18 protein-coding genes are annotated in these 17,223 nt (G+C 44.8%); 12 read left to right on the top strand and 6 right to left on the bottom strand.

Annotated elements, in window-relative coordinates; translation table 11 throughout:
- Positions 1 to 28 precede the first annotated feature (28 nt).
- Positions 29 to 646: a YktB family protein gene (locus DHX103_RS02215; protein WP_422123644.1), complete on the bottom strand. Its 618-nt coding sequence runs from the start codon at positions 644 to 646 to the stop codon at positions 29 to 31.
- A 160-nt stretch (positions 647 to 806) separates the two neighbouring features.
- On the opposite strand from DHX103_RS02215, the gene DHX103_RS02210 reads away from it, so the two are divergent.
- Complete coding sequence (locus DHX103_RS02210; RefSeq protein WP_422123643.1) at positions 807 to 1,001, top strand: hypothetical protein; 195 nt, start codon at positions 807 to 809, stop codon at positions 999 to 1,001.
- 88 nt (positions 1,002 to 1,089) lie between these two features.
- Positions 1,090 to 1,881 (top strand): inositol monophosphatase family protein, encoded by a 792-nt coding sequence (locus DHX103_RS02205; protein ID WP_422123642.1) that lies wholly within the window; start codon positions 1,090 to 1,092, stop codon positions 1,879 to 1,881.
- 106 nt (positions 1,882 to 1,987) lie between these two features.
- On the opposite strand, the gene DHX103_RS02200 is transcribed toward DHX103_RS02205, so the two are convergent.
- Positions 1,988 to 2,173, bottom strand: coding sequence for a YlaF family protein (locus tag DHX103_RS02200; protein ID WP_422123641.1), 186 nt, complete (start codon positions 2,171 to 2,173; stop codon positions 1,988 to 1,990).
- Positions 2,174 to 2,282: 109 nt separating this feature from the next.
- Between DHX103_RS02200 and typA the strand changes: the two genes are divergently transcribed.
- A complete protein-coding gene (typA, locus tag DHX103_RS02195; protein ID WP_422123640.1) occupies positions 2,283 to 4,130 on the top strand; it encodes a translational GTPase TypA in 1,848 nt (615 codons plus the stop codon).
- A 23-nt stretch (positions 4,131 to 4,153) separates the two neighbouring features.
- Positions 4,154 to 4,483: a YlaH-like family protein gene (locus DHX103_RS02190; protein ID WP_422123639.1), complete on the top strand. Its 330-nt coding sequence runs from the start codon at positions 4,154 to 4,156 to the stop codon at positions 4,481 to 4,483.
- Here the strand turns inward: DHX103_RS02190 and DHX103_RS02185 are convergent.
- The 3 genes from DHX103_RS02185 to DHX103_RS02175 are packed head-to-tail and all read right to left on the bottom strand — an operon-like array spanning position 4,477 to position 5,648.
- Positions 4,477 to 4,926 carry a hypothetical protein gene (locus tag DHX103_RS02185; protein ID WP_422123638.1) on the bottom strand — a complete coding sequence of 150 codons (450 nt, stop codon included), beginning with the start codon at positions 4,924 to 4,926 and terminating at the stop codon, positions 4,477 to 4,479. The two genes, DHX103_RS02190 and DHX103_RS02185, sit on opposite strands and share 7 nt — an antisense overlap.
- Complete coding sequence (locus tag DHX103_RS02180) at positions 4,926 to 5,129, bottom strand: YlaI family protein (protein WP_422123637.1); 204 nt, start codon at positions 5,127 to 5,129, stop codon at positions 4,926 to 4,928. The genes DHX103_RS02185 and DHX103_RS02180 overlap by 1 nt, the downstream gene beginning before the upstream one ends.
- A gap of 12 nt (positions 5,130 to 5,141) precedes the next feature.
- Positions 5,142 to 5,648, bottom strand: a complete 507-nt coding sequence (locus tag DHX103_RS02175; RefSeq protein WP_422123636.1) for a peptidyl-prolyl cis-trans isomerase — start codon at positions 5,646 to 5,648, stop codon at positions 5,142 to 5,144.
- A gap of 165 nt (positions 5,649 to 5,813) precedes the next feature.
- Between DHX103_RS02175 and DHX103_RS02170 the strand changes: the two genes are divergently transcribed.
- The 3 genes from DHX103_RS02170 to pyc all read left to right on the top strand — a co-directional run bounded on the left by DHX103_RS02170 (position 5,814) and on the right by pyc (position 10,882).
- On the top strand, positions 5,814 to 6,095 hold the full coding sequence (locus DHX103_RS02170; protein ID WP_422123635.1) for a DUF1507 family protein: 282 nt from the start codon (positions 5,814 to 5,816) through the stop codon (positions 6,093 to 6,095).
- Positions 6,096 to 6,259: 164 nt separating this feature from the next.
- Positions 6,260 to 7,426, top strand: coding sequence for an FtsW/RodA/SpoVE family cell cycle protein (locus DHX103_RS02165; protein ID WP_422123634.1), 1,167 nt, complete (start codon positions 6,260 to 6,262; stop codon positions 7,424 to 7,426).
- 15 nt (positions 7,427 to 7,441) lie between these two features.
- Positions 7,442 to 10,882: a pyruvate carboxylase gene (gene pyc, locus DHX103_RS02160; protein WP_422123633.1), complete on the top strand. Its 3,441-nt coding sequence runs from the start codon at positions 7,442 to 7,444 to the stop codon at positions 10,880 to 10,882.
- Positions 10,883 to 10,917: 35 nt separating this feature from the next.
- Here pyc and DHX103_RS02155 read toward each other — a convergent pair whose 3' ends face one another.
- The gene (locus DHX103_RS02155; RefSeq protein WP_422123632.1) at positions 10,918 to 11,829 is read right to left on the bottom strand and encodes a COX15/CtaA family protein; all 912 of its coding nucleotides are present in this window, start codon (positions 11,827 to 11,829) and stop codon (positions 10,918 to 10,920) included.
- A gap of 347 nt (positions 11,830 to 12,176) precedes the next feature.
- On the opposite strand from DHX103_RS02155, the gene cyoE reads away from it, so the two are divergent.
- Genes cyoE through ctaF form a run of 5 tightly spaced genes read left to right on the top strand, consistent with a single transcriptional unit; the run spans position 12,177 to position 17,093 of the window.
- Complete coding sequence (gene cyoE / locus DHX103_RS02150) at positions 12,177 to 13,094, top strand: heme o synthase (RefSeq protein ID WP_422123631.1); 918 nt, start codon at positions 12,177 to 12,179, stop codon at positions 13,092 to 13,094.
- A gap of 46 nt (positions 13,095 to 13,140) precedes the next feature.
- Positions 13,141 to 14,223 (top strand): cytochrome c oxidase subunit II, encoded by a 1,083-nt coding sequence (gene coxB, locus DHX103_RS02145; protein ID WP_422123630.1) that lies wholly within the window; start codon positions 13,141 to 13,143, stop codon positions 14,221 to 14,223.
- A 33-nt stretch (positions 14,224 to 14,256) separates the two neighbouring features.
- The gene (locus tag DHX103_RS02140; RefSeq protein ID WP_422123629.1) at positions 14,257 to 16,146 is read left to right on the top strand and encodes a cytochrome c oxidase subunit I; all 1,890 of its coding nucleotides are present in this window, start codon (positions 14,257 to 14,259) and stop codon (positions 16,144 to 16,146) included.
- Positions 16,133 to 16,759 carry a cytochrome (ubi)quinol oxidase subunit III gene (locus DHX103_RS02135; protein ID WP_422123628.1) on the top strand — a complete coding sequence of 209 codons (627 nt, stop codon included), beginning with the start codon at positions 16,133 to 16,135 and terminating at the stop codon, positions 16,757 to 16,759. Before DHX103_RS02140 ends, DHX103_RS02135 begins: the two co-directional genes overlap by 14 nt.
- Before the next feature lies 1 nt (position 16,760).
- Entirely contained in the window at positions 16,761 to 17,093 is a 333-nt protein-coding gene (gene ctaF / locus DHX103_RS02130) for a cytochrome c oxidase subunit IVB (protein WP_422123627.1), read from the top strand.
- Positions 17,094 to 17,223: the final 130 nt, after the last annotated feature.

The raw sequence follows: 17,223 nt of genomic DNA, 5'->3' as shown, positions 1-17,223 counted from the left end.
TTGTTCCGCTGCGGTTTCTATTTGTCTTCTATTTGTTCAGCATTGTATTGTAAATCGGCAGCAATTCGTCAAACGTTTTTTCAACAAGTTCGTCGAATTGGCTTTTGCTCAAGTGATCGGCCTCATCCCGTTGCAAGTGGCGTCCGATGACGAATTCCCCTTTTTTCACATCGCGTAACCGCTGCAGCAGCTGCTCCGTGCCGGCTTCACCCAAATCTTGCAAAGTGGAAGCTTCCGGTTTCATATGGTCTCCGGATACGACCATGTCGCGGGGCAGCTTGTTGATGGCGTCAGACTGCAGCAGACGCTCCGCCATTACGGATTTCCCGTTGGCCTCATAGATGACGGCCAGGATGATGAATACATGGCTATCCCACAGACCAATCTGGAAATGGGGGACCGCTTTGTATCCACGTTTATTGGGAGCAAACGCCACCCAACTGTCATTGGGCGGATTGACGGTGCGGCGCATATGCTTGGCTACGTGCGGATGAAATTCTTCACCGGTTGTGCCTGAAAAATAGGCTGCATATTGTTGGCCGAGCTCTTCGAATTTTGGCCGCACCTTTTCGATGAGCGCGGACATTCGGGCTTCGAGTCCAGGGGTTTCAAAAACCTTGAAATGCGTTTGGTTCCAATAAGACATACTGCTGTTTCCTCCTTATAGTGACACATAAATAATATTTTACAGGACTTTTGCAAAATATTATAGAAAGACGTTTCTGTTTAAAGGCAATCGGGTAAAGTTCTTTAACTGCAGTTAATTATCGGAACAATCGGAATCAAAAAGGGAAGGGGTGCTAATGATGAAACAGATGATCCAAATAATCCGCAAAGCCGATGTCGAAAAAGAGTATATTCACGTCTTAAAGCTGGAACTAGATTATGAGCTTGCTTCCCTGTTTGATGCCATGCAGCAAAAGAATGAGCGGGAAATTGCGATTTGTAAAAAACGGCTTCGGGAAATCCACGTGGAACTGGAGGCACTTCATGCGCTTTAATACTTTTCATTTATAGAGGCACTTGCTGGAGTATGACAGCAAGTGCCTTTTGACGTTATACTGAAAGAAGAAGAGAAAGGGGATTTTTATGGATTTGCATGAAATGGACAGATACATCAAATCAATCATCAAGGAAGCAGGGCATAAAATACGCACTTCTTTCCTTTCGGATATTTCAATAGAATCAAAGTCGGAAGTCAATGATCTTGTGACGAATATCGATAAAGAAATCGAGCAATTTTTCATTTCCCGCATCAACCGTGATTTTCCGGCTCATCGGATTTTCGGCGAAGAAGGCTTCGGAGATGATATCCAGGATCACAAAGGCATTATCTGGCTGCTGGATCCGATTGACGGAACGATGAATTTTGTTCATCAGAAACGGAATTTTGCGATTTCACTCGGCATTTACGAAGACGGAGTCGGCAAACTCGGTTACATATACGATGTGGTCAATGATGATTTATATCATGGCGTGCTCGGTGGAGGCGCCTATTATAATGATGAAAAGCTGAGACCGCTGGCCGACACGGTGATCGGAGAGTCCATCATTGGGATGAACGCCACATGGGCTGTGCCGAATACCTATTTTGACCATAGCGGCACTGTGCAATTAATCCAGGACGTCCGCGGCGTCAGGTCTTACGGATCGGCAGCTCTTGAACTCGCTTATCTTGCCAGCGGCCGGATAGATGCCTATCTGTCAATGAGGCTGAGTCCATGGGACATTGCTGGAGGCATGGTCATCGCCGGAGAAGTGGGGGCGATAGCGACCACGTTAAACGGGGCAACGGCAAATCTGTTGAAGCAGGATACGTTCCTCGCCGCGAATCCTTCCATCCATTCGGAAATACTCGAAAAATACATTCTGGCTAAATAACAAAAAGGATGCGGCTTCGCATCCTTTTTGTTATTGCATTAAATTATCGAAGTTCATCACAAGATAAAAGATTTTTGGCGTGGCTGGCGACAATCAAAAGTTTTCTTTACAATAAACCGGCTTCGATCATTTCCCGTTTTTTTCTGAAACCGAAAACCATGATGACGCCAAGCAAAGCGAATGCCAAAAGCATCATCGGCACGCTGCGGAACGCCACCGCAAGACCAATTCCAACCATTGCCAACAAGGCGGCAATAGAGTAGAGAACGAAAATCCATTTTCCATTTTTCATTTATTTTCCTCCTGCTAATAGATGCTGAAATAAAATCTTAGGGTTTTCTCCCCATATGTGCTATACTAGCACAGTTATAGGCACGAAAAAAGAATATTGGAGTGAAAATATGACTAACTTACGAAACGACCTAAGAAATATTGCGATTATTGCCCACGTTGACCATGGTAAAACGACACTTGTGGATCAGTTGCTGCAGCAGTCAGGAATTTTCCGTTCAAATGAACACATGGATGAACGAGCGATGGATTCTAATGATATTGAAAGAGAACGCGGAATCACAATTCTTGCGAAAAACACTGCGATTCAATATAAAGACGCGAAAATCAACATTTTGGATACGCCCGGACACGCCGATTTTGGTGGAGAAGTGGAACGTATCATGAAAATGGTTGATGGTGTCCTATTAGTAGTCGATGCTTATGAAGGCTGTATGCCACAAACACGCTTTGTATTGAAAAAAGCTCTTGAGCAGAACCTTAAGCCAATTGTAGTCGTGAATAAAATCGACCGCGATTTCGCTCGCCCTGAAGAAGTGGTTGACGAAGTAATCGAGTTGTTCATCGAACTGGAAGCTAACGATGATCAGTTGGAATTCCCTGTCATCTTTGCATCTGCTATGAATGGTACTGCAAGCCTTTCTCCAGATCCAGCCGATCAGGAAGAGACGATGCAGGTTCTTTATGATTCAATTCTGGACAATGTACCTGCGCCGATCGACAACAGAGATGAGCCACTTCAGTTCCAGGTAGCGCTTCTTGACTACAATGATTATGTTGGACGTATCGGGATTGGCCGTGTATTCCGTGGCACAATCGAAGTCGGACAGTCTGTCGCGCTGATGAAGCTTGATGGAACAGTCAAAAATTTCCGTGTTACGAAAATCCATGGTTTCATGGGTCTTAAACGGATTGAAATCCAAAAAGCCGAAGCTGGTGACTTGATCGCTGTTTCCGGTATGGAAGATATTAACGTCGGAGAAACTGTATGTCCTCAGGACCATCAGGAAGCTTTGCCGATTCTCCGCATTGATGAACCAACATTACAAATGACTTTCCTTGTTAACAACAGCCCGTTTGCAGGTAAAGAAGGAAAATTCATCACATCAAGAAAAATCCAGGAACGTTTGGATGCCCAGTTGGAAACAGACGTTTCACTTCGTGTGGATCCAACAGATTCGCCTGATGCTTGGGTTGTATCTGGACGCGGGGAATTGCATTTGTCGATCTTGATCGAGAATATGCGCCGTGAAGGATTTGAAATCCAGGTTTCAAAACCGGAAGTTATTGTCCGCATGGTTGACGGCGTTCGCTGTGAGCCGGTTGAACGTGTGCAAGTGGATGTTCCGGAAGAATATACTGGCGCAATCATCGAATCACTTGGTGAACGCAAAGGTGAAATGCTTGATATGATCAACAACGGAAGTGGCCAGGTTCGCCTTGTATTTAACGTACCTGCTCGCGGATTGATCGGTTACACGACTGAATTCCTGACGCAGACTCGCGGTTACGGAATCATCAACCATACATTTGACAGCTACCAGCCAGTAGCTTCCGGCCGTGTTGGCGGACGTCGCCAGGGCGTATTGGTATCCATGGAGCGCGGTAAAGTTTCGACTTACGGCTTGATGGGCATCGAAGACCGCGGAACTGCATTTGTTGAAGTTGGTGCTGAAATCTACGAAGGTATGATTGTCGGGGAACATAACCGTGACAGCGATTTGACAGTAAACATCGTCAAGATCAAAGCTGCGACAAACATCCGTTCAGCGAACAAAGACCAAACAACTACAATGAAAAAAGCCCGTTTGATGAGTCTTGAAGAAGCGCTTGAATACTTGAACGACGATGAGTATTGCGAAATTACACCACAGACAATCCGTCTGCGTAAAAAGATTCTTGATAAAAACGAACGTGAGCGAGTGGCTAAAAAGAAAAAAGTTGCCATCGAAGAATAATCGAATGGAAGGATGTATAATCCGTGGACGATCAATCATTTGTCTATGAAAATATGTATCCGGTAGCCCGTTTGCTCTATCAGAATATGCCCAATTTCGATATAGCGGGATACGCATTATTTGCTGTAATCCTGCTGTTATCGGCAATGGTTTATAAACTGGGGTTTGCTAAAAAGCTGCCGCTCGGAAAAAACATCGTTATTGGCCTGTTTCTGGCAGTCGGTGGACTGGGGCTGACGTTCTTAGCTTTCTTCCTGCCGGTTGTGGAAGGTCTGGTCATTGCCGCGCTTATCCTGATTCTTTATAAAATCCGCTTATGGCGCGAAAAACGCGAAAACGCTGCATCTCATTGAGATGCAGCGTTTTTGCGTTCAAATATTTTATAAAAGATTGGCAGCAATAAAGAATATGCCAGATGGCCGAAAACCCAATAGGTGATGGCCTCCCAATCGGTGAGTCCCGGAACCTGATCCGTGATCGCCAGTGAAGATAAGATAAAATAGAGAAAATACGTAGGTGAACAAATGATCAGACTGAGTACAGTCAACTGCCCGAATGTATAGGGGCGGCGTTTGGCGAAATAGACATAGACGACTCCGATGACAACGGAAACCGCTGTATGAAACAGAAACTCCGTCATTTCTGACCATTCAATATCTCCAATAATCGGGATGAAATCAACATTCAATAACAGCAGATAAACATTTTCACCGGTTACTGCCTGGATCCATTTGAACAATAAACCCAAAATCAGTCCGCTCCAAAATCCGATCCAGACACCTTTCAGGAATTTCATCAAAAGTCTTCCTCAATCTTGCGGGAACTTCGGTAAAAATGGAATTTACCTGTTGCCAGCCGTTCTTTGGTGCGCAATTCGATTCGCTCATTGCAGGTTTTGCACATATGAGTATGGATCGGCCGGTTTCTGAGGCGTTTTGCCTCAAGGGTATCATCCACCAATTCTTCGATGGTATCGCACATTACACATTTAACACGCATGATGGTTCACTCCTATTCTACCCGTATGGCTGTAACATTGGTTATCGGATTGTCCAAATTGCTGCCGTCCGGCAACAGTATATGGACGGGGCCGTCTTCGCGAAGCGGCTTTCCTTCTTGGCTGAACTTGAGGACCAGATCCTTCGCCGCTTCAAGAGGGAAACTGTATTCCCCGTTTGAAGATTCAAAAACGACAGTTTCTGCCGAATCAACAGGTTCTGCATTTTCAATGAAGGGTTTGAACAGAATACCGAATGTGCCGGTAAGCATTTCCTGTTTCTCCTGCTTTTTATATCTCTTTTCAGAATTCAAGGTAGGTGGCACGGTGGCACCTTCCATAATCTCGCGTGACCAATGTTCACCCATGCCGCGCTTGTAGTCTTCCAGTTCGTCCCGCTTAACGCGCTCTTCAGTAAAGTATTTCGACAGATCCAGCTTGCGGTCATCAAAGATCCATACTGTCGGATCCAGAGTCAGTTTAAATTTCACGTTGCCTTTGATTTGAATGATAAATTCCATAGTAAAACCCTCCATCATGATTATAGCTCTTCTTTCAGTATACCTGTCTTTGTCAAGTTCCTAAAGTGATTGCTTCCGGTAAAGAGGAGACTTGCAATTTCGCTGTTTAAAAGATACACTTTAAAGAGGTTGAACAGAAGAAATATCAGTAATGGGGGAGTCCTCATGGAGCACACAGAAGAACAAACTTATCAGCATAAAGCGTTGGACCTCCTACGAGCCGATGCGCAGAAAATAGAGCAATTGATCAAGGTGCAAATGGACAATCTGACATTGCCATCATGCCCTTTATATGAAGAAGTTCTGGACACGCAAATGTTCGGGCTGTCTCGTGAAATCGATTTTGCAGTGAAACTGGGGCTGATCGAAAAACACGAGGGTAAAAACTTAATGGATACGCTTGAGAAAAAATTATCATTGCTGCACGAAGCGTACACGAATAAATAATGCAAACTCAAACGATTTTTGTTTGAGTTTTTTTACTAATGAAAAATAGAGAGAAATTTCAAATTATATGAACTCTGCAAGCAGCGATTCTTCGTCCACATTGCGTAGCTGAGCAGGAGCTTCGGTTTATCCTTACTATCAAATAATTAAAATGAGGTTTGACTATGAAACAATACATAAAGCGCTATGCCGCGAATTTTGATTACCCTCTCCTTTTCACCTATTTAGCGTTAACCTTGTTCGGGCTGGTGATGATTTACAGTGCGAGCATGGCTTGGTCCGTTTATCGATACGGCTGGGAACCGGATCATTTCTTCAATCAGCAACTCATCAACCTGGCGCTTGCGATTCCCGTTTTCCTGATCGGTGCCATCTTTCCCTACAAGCATTTCAGTAAGAAATGGATGATGATGTCTGTATTGTTCGTGATCTTCTCAGGATTGATTCTGGTGCATTTTATCGGCTATGCTGGAGGTGGAGCACAAAGTTGGATTTACATCGGCTTTGCCAGTATCCAGCCTTCGGAAATTGCAAAAGTCGGACTCATCTTTTATTTGGCGGGCGTATTTTCCAATAAATACAAAAAAGGAACGATCAACCAGCTGAATGAATCGATCATACCGCCAGTTATAATCCTGGCATTGGCGATGTTCCTTGTATTTATGGAGCCTGATATCGGGTCGATGGGAATCATTGGTTTGGTGGGGCTCAGTGTTATGGCTTCGAGTGGTATTCGTTTCGGGATGTTCGTCAAGTTGGCGGGGATCGTCGCCACAGCTGCAGCCATCTTTATCATTCCTTTTGTGATTTTTGCACAGGACATGATTTTTACAGAAAAGCGTTTGGGCCGGCTGGAAGCGTTTCTAAACCCATTTACGGATGAGCTTAATTTCGGCTTGCAGGTGGTCAATGGTTATCTGGCGATTGGTTCGGGTGGCGTGGGCGGCTTGGGGCTTGGCAACTCCATTCAAAAATTGGGCTACCTCCCGGAACCGCATACGGACTTTATCATGTCGATAGTTGCAGAAGAGCTCGGCGTGTTAGGGGTAGTTTTTGTGATTGGCGGCTTGCTCTTTATTGTATTGAAAGGCCTGTTGATTGCCATGACTACGGAAGACCCGCTTGCACGCATGCTGTCTGCGGGTATCGCGAGCATGATTGGCATCCAAACTTTCGTCAATCTGGGCGGCTTGTCGGGCATAATCCCTCTGACTGGAGTTACGCTGCCTTTTATAAGTTATGGCGGAACTTCCGTAATTTTGTTATCGTTAGCTATGGGAGTATTAATGAATGTCTCCATGTTCCACAAATACGAAAAAACAAAAAAATAAAGGGTGTGCTGCATTGTGAAAAAAATTAGCAAAATTTTAGTGGCCAACCGCGGAGAAATCGCAATAAGGGTATTCCGCGCATGTACAGAACTGAAAATTCCAACAGTTGCAATCTATTCACAAGAAGACAGTGGTTCTTATCATCGCTATAAAGCGGATGAATCCTATCTGGTGGGCAAAGGGAAAAAACCGATTGATGCTTATCTTGATATTGAAGATATTATCCGCATTGCAAAAGATACGGGAACGGATGCCATTCACCCGGGGTATGGTTTTTTATCGGAGAATGTTCATTTTGCACGCCGTTGTGAAGAAGAAGGCATCGTTTTCATCGGACCGACTTCAAAGCATCTTGATATGTTCGGCGATAAAGTGAAAGCGCGTTCACAGGCGATTGCAGCTGGGATTCCGGTCATTCCGGGAACTGACGGCCCGGTTGCTGATCTTGAAGAAGTGGAAGAATTCAGCAAAACTGCCGGTTTTCCGTTAATGATCAAAGCTTCACTTGGCGGCGGCGGACGCGGCATGCGTATTGTGCGCAACCACAGCGAGCTGGCATCAGCTTACGAACGGGCAAAATCCGAAGCCAAAGCTGCTTTTGGATCCGACGAAATGTACGTTGAAAAGTTTGTCGAAAAACCGAAGCATATCGAAGTGCAAATTCTCGGTGATACAGCCGGCAATATTGTCCATCTTTACGAGCGGGATTGCTCGATTCAGCGGCGCCATCAAAAAGTCGTGGAAATCGCACCGTCCAATTCAATCAGCGACAAATTGCGCAATGAAATTTGCGATGCAGCCGTCAAACTCATGAAAAACATTGATTACATAAATGCAGGAACAGTGGAATTCCTGGTGTCCAACGATGAATTTTTCTTCATTGAAGTAAATCCGCGGATTCAGGTTGAACACACGATAACGGAAATGATCACAGGGATCGACATTGTGCACGCACAGATTCACATTGCGCGGGGGCATGAGCTTCACGGCGATGTCATTGCCATTCCGTCCCAAGATAAAATGCCGTTATTCGGCTTTGCGATTCAATCCCGTGTGACGACAGAAGATCCGGTCAATGATTTCATGCCGGATGCCGGAAGATTGATGGTTTACCGTTCGGGCGGCGGTTTTGGCGTGCGCTTGGATACCGGCAATGCTTACCAGGGCGCGGTGATTTCTCCGTATTATGATTCGTTGCTGGTAAAATTGTCGACGTGGGCTTTGACCTTCAAAGAAGCGGCAGGCAAAATGGACCGCAATCTGCAGGAATTCCGGATTCGCGGAATTAAAACAAATATTCCTTTTTTGGAAAATGTTGTAAAGCATCCGAAATTCATTAAAGGGGAATTCGATACAAGCTTTATTGATACCACACCGGAACTGTTTCTTTTCCCGGTGCGGCAGGATCGTGGTACCAAATTATTGAGTTATATCGGGAATGTAACAGTAAACGGTTTTCCTGGAATTGAAAAGAAAAAGAAACCGATTCATGCGGCTCCGAGAAAACCGGAAATCGATCTGAGCACTACGCTGCCACCCGGCACAAAACAGATTTTCGATGAAAGAGGGGCAGACGGGCTTGCGGCTTGGATCCATGAGCAGAAAGACGTTCTGTTAACGGATACGACGTTCCGGGATGCCCATCAATCCTTATTGGCAACCCGCCTGCGGTCACATGATATGTTAGCGGTCGGCAAAGAGACTGCACGTTTGCAGCATGACCTGTTCTCAATGGAGATGTGGGGAGGGGCAACGTTTGATGTTTCCTATAGATTCCTGAAAGAAGACCCTTGGCAACGTTTGATCAAATTGCGGGAGCAGATGCCGAATGTCCTGTTGCAGATGCTGTTCCGCGGAGCAAACGCTGTAGGCTATAAAAATTATCCGGATAATGTCATTCGTGATTTCGTAAGAAAATCCGGTGAAGCCGGCATTGATGTTTTCCGCATATTCGACAGCCTGAACTGGATCAAAGGGATGGAAGTTGCCATCGATGAAGTGCGGCAGAGCGGAAAAATTGCGGAAGCAGCCATCTGCTACACCGGTGATATTCTGGATCCGAGCAGAGATAAATATACAGTTCAATATTATAAAGATATGGCGAAAGAACTGGAGGCTTCAGGAGCTCACATTCTGGCCATCAAAGATATGGCTGGATTGCTGAAACCCGAAGCGGCCTATCGATTGGTATCCGAGCTGAAAGATACCGTCAGCCTGCCGATTCATCTTCACACGCATGATACGAGCGGCAACGGCATTTATATGTATGCCAAAGCAATCGAAGCGGGTGTTGATATAGTGGATACTGCCCTCGGAACAATGGCGGGGCTGACGTCCCAACCAAGTGCAAATTCTCTCTATTACGCAATGAGCGGCAGCGGCCGTGAAGTTCGTATGGATATTGAATCGGCTGAAAAGCTCTCTCATTATTGGGAAGATGTCCGAAAATATTACAGTGATTTTGAAAGTGGCATGAACAGCCCGCATTCTGAAATCTATGTGCACGAAATGCCGGGCGGCCAATACAGCAATTTGCAGCAACAGGCAAAAGCGGTCGGACTTGGTATGCGCTGGGAAGATGTGAAAGAAATGTATTCCCGTGTCAATATGCTTTTCGGTGATGTTGTAAAAGTGACGCCTTCATCTAAAGTTGTTGGGGATATGGCTTTGTTTATGGTCCAGAATGAACTGGATGAAAAAACGGTCATCACACGCGGGGAAACGATCGACTTCCCTGAATCCGTCATTGAATTCTTTGAAGGCTATATCGGCCAGCCTCATGGCGGCTTTCCTAAAGAATTGCAGGGAGTGATATTGAAAGGGCGCAAACCGATTACAGTGCGCCCGGGCGAACTGCTCGAACCGGCGGACTTTGACGAAATTGGCAAATTACTTTTCGAAAAGCTTGACCGGCCGGTTACCAGTCATGAGCTTTTGGCATATGCATTATATCCGAAAGTTTTCGAAGAATATACCGCGACGAATAAAACCTTCGGAGATGTTTCAGTTCTCGATACGTTGACTTTCCTCTATGGCATGAGACTTGGAGAAGAAATCGAAGTGGAAATCCAAAAAGGGAAAACGCTGATCATTAAGATGGTTTCAATCGGAGAACCGCAGAAAGACGGGACCCGTTCGATTTATTTTGAATTGAATGGCCAGCCACGAGAAGTGAGCATTGTAGATATGACGGTGGAAACTGACAGCACGGCAAAACCGAAGGCAGATCCTACCCAGGAAAGCCATATCGCGGCGACCATGCCGGGAACCGTTTTGAAAGTCGTTGCTGAAAGAGGAGCAAAAGTAAAACGTGGGGACCATTTGCTTGTTACTGAGGCGATGAAGATGGAAACGACGGTTCAGGCACCTTTTGATGGAACGATCACGGAAATTCACGTTAATGCAGCAGACGGCATTTCAACAGGCGATTTATTGATTGAAATGGAAAAAATTTAAAAAGACAGCGGCGCATCCGATGCGCCGCTGTCTTTTTATGATTTGCTGTGGCTTCGTGAAACTAAAAGTAACATATAACACAATAAGCCGAATAATAATGTGATAAAGAGGGAATGCAATAAAGCAACTGCAAGATTTAATTGTGTTAGAACTGCAAGCATCCCTGTTGTTGCCTGCAGCATAACGATGGTGAAGGCGATGATCCATCCCCAGTAGATTGCCCGCTGGTTTTTATAATGCTTGATGGCATACCACATGATAAAGCCGATCCAGATAACGATCATGGCCGCCGCTGCCCGGTGCCCCATTTGAACCCATTCATACATATTGGAAGGCAACGCAAAAGAGTCGTTGCGGCACAATGGCCAATCGGAACAAATTAAACTGGAATTCGTATGGCGTACGAGAGCACCGGTATAAATAACGAGGTAGGAATACAGCACCACACCGATTGTGTGGAATTTCAATTTCTTGCCGATCTGCAATTTTTCAGTTTCGAATTTGCGGTCCACTTCAAAGACGAGAAGTGTCAGCAACAAGACTGAGGCGAATGAGATCAAAGAGATGCCGAAGTGCAATGCAAGTATGAAATCACCCTGGCCCCACAATACTTGTGCGGCTCCAATAAGCGCCTGAAGAACCAAAAAGAAAACAGAAGTGACTGCTAAAAATTTTGTCTCGCGGACGTGTCCAAACTTTCTCCAAGCCCAGATGGCGAGAATCAGAATCAATATGCTGACAGCCCCTGTTACAAGGCGGTGAGAAAATTCAATCAGCACTTCAGCGGTAATGACATCCGGAATCAGTTGACCGTTGCAACCGGGCCAGTGACGGCCGCAGCCCATTCCACTGTCAGTTTTCGTGACGAGCGCCCCACCCAGAAGGATGAAGAGCATACCGATTGTCGCCGCAACTGCAAACAACTTTATATATTTATTCTGCTGCAAGAAAGCCACCTACTTTTTCTATATGAAAATACAATTAATCGTCCGTAACCTGCATACTCGATAATAGCGAAAGTCAGCCTAAAACACAACGGAAAATCAGCAATAGCAGAAACTTTCGATATTTGGACATATAAAGTGGAGGCTTCACAAACTGTTCAAAAACTATTATCTTTCAACATAAAAAAAGATGGTCCCATGTTGTATGATAAGGAGAGTGCATTTGGGGCTAACTCACCATAAACATAGCTTTTGTCGGGAAATTTCAGTTATATGTAGAAATGGTGCTGGATTTTAGATATAGTTATGGTTAGCGGACTATGCTTACAACTTTGAAAGGAGGAGGTTTAATGTCAAACGGCCGGTCTTTGTCTGCTGAAACGCATGAAACTCCTGAAACAACCAGCTTTGTCCAAGATTTTCTGGCACTTATAAAAATTGGGATTGTCAATTCAAACCTGATTACGGTTTTCACTGGGCTGTGGCTGGCGTTTCAGTTTTCTGGCGTACCTTTTTTACAGCACATGGACATCCTCGTCTACACCTTGGTCGGATCAGCATTGATCATTGCAGGTTCTGCTGCGATGAATAATTATATTGATACGGATATCGATCCATTGATGGAGAGCAAGAAATCACGTCCGACTGTGACGGGGAGATTCAAACCGTCAGCTGTTTTGACACTCGCCGTTTCTTTCATAGTTTTAGGCGAAATCTTTTTGTTTTCCGCTTCAGTTTCTGCTGGGGTGCTTGGGATAGCTGGGATTCTGGCTTATGTCGTCCTATATTCCATGTGGTCCAAGAGAAGGCATGTCAGTAATACAATTGTCGGGAGCATTTCTGGTGCCATTCCGCCGCTTATCGGCTGGGCTGCAGTAGAACCGACACTTGGTACGGGTGCATGGGCATTGTTTCTGATCATGTTCATCTGGCAGCCGCCGCATTTTTATGCACTGGCAATGAAACGGACGGAAGAGTACCGTGCTGCAAATATTCCGATGCTGCCGGTGGTGAAAGGTTTCCACCGGACCAAGAAATCTATGCTGGCATGGGTTATATTCCTTTTTCCATTACCATTTCTTTTGCCGGAACTGGGAACAGGCTTTTTCATCTTAGCAACACTTTTGAATCTTGGTTGGCTGCTACTTGCTATCCGTGGCTTTGGAGTGAAAGATGATCTGAAATGGGCGAAAAGTATGTTCATTTATTCATTGAACTATATGACGATTCTATTCGTCGCAATGATCATATTTGCTGTATTCGTCTAATTTCCAATACTTAAAACTTTAAAATGAGAGAGGGGTAAGAAAAGCTATGATGAAAGGACTTAAAAATTGGCGTCTTTTCGCATTGATGACAGCATTGCTCGTCTTTCTGTCGGGCTGTGGACGTGAAGAGATTTCAACTCTGATCCCTGCTGGTAAGGTTGCGCAGGACCAATTCAACCTTCTAATTTTGTCTACTGCTGTTATGGCATTCGTAATTATTGTCGTAACCATCATCTTCGTATTGGCAATCGTTAAGTTCCGCCGCTCTAAGCTCGGTGACGATATGATTCCTGAACAAGTGGAAGGCAGTGCGAAACTTGAGTTTATCTGGACTGCAGTGCCGATTGTGCTTCTTTTGATCCTTGCTGTTCCAACGGTCTATTCGACATTTGATTTGGCTGATGTGACCGCAATGGACTCTGTGGATGAAGAAGGGGAACAAAACCATCTTACGGTCAATGTAACTGCATACCTTTATTGGTGGGAATTCGAATATCCTGAGCAAGGAATTGTAACTGCACAGGAATTGGTTGTTCCAACTGATGAACGCGTTTACTTCAATCTAATCTCCGCAGATATCAAGCACTCCTTCTGGATTCCTTCAGTCGGCGGTAAACTTGATGTTAACCCGGAAAACGTCAATAAATTCTACCTTGAGTTCGACAAAGAGTCTAATGAGTTGGATGACGGTGTTTACTTCGGTAAATGTGCTGAGCTTTGCGGACCTTCACACGCATTGATGGATTTCAAGGTTAAATCGGTTGACCGCGAAGAATTCGACCAATGGGTAGCTTCAATGCAGGAAGAACCTGAACCTGCAACTGAAACTATGGCTCAGGACGGCGAAGAAATATTTACCAACAGCTGTATTGGATGCCACGCAGTTTCTGGTGTTGGATCTGGCGGTATGCAAGGCCCTAACCTGGCAGCATTCGGCGACCGCAATCGCATAGCCGGATTTTTGGAACATGATGAAGAGACTTTGAAAAACTGGATTGCTAATCCACAGGATTACAAACCAGGAAACTTAATGCCTGACGGTGCAACTAACAACGGCGGAGAAGACTTCTCCGAAGAGGAATTGGATGCGCTTGCGGCGTATTTGATGAGTCTGTCTGTTGAGGAATAATAGAGTCAGAGTGTAAAAAGGGAGGTATACAGTGTGAGTTCTTTAGCTCAAAAACAAGGAATTGGCGCAGTTTTGTGGGATTATTTGACAACAGTCGACCATAAGAAAATTGCAATTCTTTATCTTATCTCAGGTGGCTTTTTCTTCCTTGTAGGTGGAGTCGAAGCAATGTTGATCCGGATCCAGCTGATGAAAGCAGGGAACGACTTCCTGAGCGCCGGGTTATACAATGAAATGATTACGATGCACGGTACCACAATGATTTTCCTGGCATCCATGCCAATTCTATTGGCATTTATGAATGCCATTATGCCTTTGCAAATCGGGGCACGTGACGTAGCTTTCCCATTCTTAAACTCATTGGGATTCTGGCTGTTCTTCTTTGGTGGTATCTTCCTTAACCTTTCATGGTTCATGGGCGGTGCACCTGATGCGGGATGGACAAACTATGCATCACTCGCTTTGGCATCCGAAGGGCACGGAATCGATTTCTATTCACTGGGATTAACGATATCCGGTTTCGGTACATTGATCGCAGGGATTAACTTCCTTGTTACGATCATCAATATGCGCGCACCGGGTATGACTTATATGAGAATGCCATTGTTCACCTGGACGACTTTTGTCGCTTCAGCATTGATCCTATTGGCTTTCCCACCACTTACTGTCGGATTATTCTTCATGGTATTCGACCGATTGTTCGATTCGAATTTCTTCGTAGTCGAAATGGGCGGGAATACGATTATCTGGGAGCATTTATTCTGGATTTTCGGTCACCCGGAAGTGTACATTCTTATTTTGCCGGCATTCGGTATCTTCTCTGAAATCTTTGCGATTTTCTCGAGAAAGCGCCTGTTCGGTTATACAGCATTAGTGTTCGCCACAATCCTTATCGGTTTCTACGGATTCATGGTTTGGGCTCACCATATGTTCACAGTAGGACTGGGGCCAACTGCCAACGCAGTGTTCGCTTTGGCGACCATGATCATTGCAGTTCCAACCGGTATTAAAATATTTAACTGGCTCCTGACAATATGGGGAGGAAGCATCCAGTTCAGCGTAGCCATGGTTTACGCGGTCGCTTTCATCCCGTCATTCGTTGCGGGTGGAGTAACTGGTGTTATGCAGGCCATCGCACCGCTTGATTATCAATTACACGATTCCTACTTTATCGTTGCTCACTTCCACTATGTAATTGTCGGTGGTGTCGTACTGGCGATTTTAGCAGGAACGCATCTTTACTGGCCGAAAATGTTCGGAACCATGTTGAGCGAAAAACTTGGAATGGTGACATTCTGGTTCTTCTTCATCGGATTCCACATGACATTCTTCATCCAGCATTTCCTTGGTTTGCTGGGAATGCCACGTCGCGTTTACACATTTGGCGCTGATCAGGGCTGGGACCTGTTCAATGCGATCAGTTCTGGTGGGGCGGTATTCATGGCTATCGGTGTTATCGTACTATTGGTCAACGTAGTATTGACGACAATTAAAAATGTTCGTGTCGGCAATGACCCTTGGGGCGACGGGCGTACACTTGAATGGGCAATTCCTTCACCACCGCCATTCTATAACTTCCCACAAACACCATTGGTTCGCGGTCTGGACACTTATTGGATCGAAAAAATGGAAGGCAATAAAGAAGGCATGGTTTACGCTGAGCCACTTGGAGATATCCACATGCCAAACGGTTCAATTATCCCATTTGTAATGTCATTCGGGATGTTCGTTGCAGCATTCGGTGCACTTTACTTCCTTGATGAATCGAAACCTTGGGCATTGGCCGTATTGGTCATCGGCCTTGGCATCACTTTCGGTTCGATGCTTACCCGTTCGTTGAAAGATGATCTAGGTTTCCACATCACAAAAGAAGAACTGATCGAAGATGCTAAGAAAGGAGGCAACACCGATGGACATAAATAAAAGATATACCGCTCAATCTTGGCCGGATCATCCAGAAACGGCTACATTGGAAGGTAAAAATAAGTTCGTCGGATTCTGGTTGCTTCTGGCAGCTGAGACGGTAACATTTGCTTCCCTTTTCGCCACTTATCTTGCTTTGAAAGACAGAGGCCCAAGTGGAATGGAAATGACAGCATCTGGGTTGTTCGAACTTCCTCTTGTTTTCGCGATGACGATGATCCTTTTGACATCATCACTGACAAGTGTCTACGCAATGCACCATATGAAGAACCATAATTTTAAAGCCATGCAGGCTTGGCTGGGAATAACCGTTTTACTTGGAGTGACTTTCCTTGGCCTTGAAATTTATGAGTTTAATCATTACGTCCACTTAGGTTTCGGATTTACGCATAGCGCATTCAGTTCCGCTTTCTATGTATTGGTCGGAACTCACGGTGCTCACGTATTGTTTGGTCTTAGCTGGTTTATCGCGTTAATGATCCGAAATTCAAAACGCGGTTTGAATATGTATAATGCACCTAAATTTTATCTTGCAGCTCTTTACTGGCATTTCATTGACGTAGTATGGGTATTCATCTTTACTGTAGTCTATTTGATGGGAGTGATCGGTTAATATGGCACACGATACACCTGAAAGAATCAGATCACATTCAGAGCATGAATTTTTAAAGAAAAAAAGAACAGCTGAAATGCGCCACCATTTAACATCGTTTGCAATCATGATTTTCCTTACTTTGATTGCGTTCACGATGGTGGCAGCTGACTTCTCAAATTACCTGATCGTTCCTACGATTCTTTTGTTGGCCGCGGTCCAGGTTGTTCTTCAGCTGTATCATTTCATGCATTTGAGCAATAAAGGCATGGGAACAATTGCATTCTTCATGTTCAGTGGTATCTTTGTTGCTTTCATCACAATTTTAACTTTTGTTACAATCATTTGGTGGTAAAAAATATTCAGAAAATCCCCTTCATATTTGATGAAGGGGATTTTTATGTTTGATAAGATAAAATGTCATGATTCGTTCATTGATATAGCAGTGCTTCCGCTATATAATGAGGGTACTTGAAGAAAAGGAG

The organism is Planococcus daihaiensis (genome assembly GCF_049262615.1).
Lineage (GTDB): Bacteria > Bacillota > Bacilli > Bacillales_A > Planococcaceae > Planococcus.
This window is presented reverse-complemented; position numbering and strand designations above follow the sequence as displayed.

Excerpts from the sequence above, each read along its gene's own strand:
- DHX103_RS02205 (WP_422123642.1), top strand. The coding sequence starts at position 1,090 with ATGGATTTGCATGAAATGGACAGATACATCAAATCAATCATCAAGGAA.
- DHX103_RS02170 (WP_422123635.1), top strand. The coding sequence starts at position 5,814 with ATGGAGCACACAGAAGAACAAACTTATCAGCATAAAGCGTTGGACCTC.
- DHX103_RS02165 (WP_422123634.1), top strand. The coding sequence starts at position 6,260 with ATGAAACAATACATAAAGCGCTATGCCGCGAATTTTGATTACCCTCTC.
- DHX103_RS02180 (WP_422123637.1), bottom strand. The coding sequence starts at position 5,129 with ATGCGTGTTAAATGTGTAATGTGCGATACCATCGAAGAATTGGTGGAT.
- DHX103_RS02215 (WP_422123644.1), bottom strand. The coding sequence starts at position 646 with ATGTCTTATTGGAACCAAACGCATTTCAAGGTTTTTGAAACCCCTGGA.
- DHX103_RS02200 (WP_422123641.1), bottom strand. The coding sequence starts at position 2,173 with ATGAAAAATGGAAAATGGATTTTCGTTCTCTACTCTATTGCCGCCTTG.
- DHX103_RS02135 (WP_422123628.1), top strand. The coding sequence starts at position 16,133 with ATGGACATAAATAAAAGATATACCGCTCAATCTTGGCCGGATCATCCA.
- coxB (WP_422123630.1), top strand. The coding sequence starts at position 13,141 with ATGATGAAAGGACTTAAAAATTGGCGTCTTTTCGCATTGATGACAGCA.
- typA (WP_422123640.1), top strand. The coding sequence starts at position 2,283 with ATGACTAACTTACGAAACGACCTAAGAAATATTGCGATTATTGCCCAC.
- cyoE (WP_422123631.1), top strand. The coding sequence starts at position 12,177 with ATGTCAAACGGCCGGTCTTTGTCTGCTGAAACGCATGAAACTCCTGAA.
- DHX103_RS02185 (WP_422123638.1), bottom strand. The coding sequence starts at position 4,926 with ATGAAATTCCTGAAAGGTGTCTGGATCGGATTTTGGAGCGGACTGATT.
- DHX103_RS02175 (WP_422123636.1), bottom strand. The coding sequence starts at position 5,648 with ATGGAATTTATCATTCAAATCAAAGGCAACGTGAAATTTAAACTGACT.
- DHX103_RS02210 (WP_422123643.1), top strand. The coding sequence starts at position 807 with ATGAAACAGATGATCCAAATAATCCGCAAAGCCGATGTCGAAAAAGAG.
- ctaF (WP_422123627.1), top strand. The coding sequence starts at position 16,761 with ATGGCACACGATACACCTGAAAGAATCAGATCACATTCAGAGCATGAA.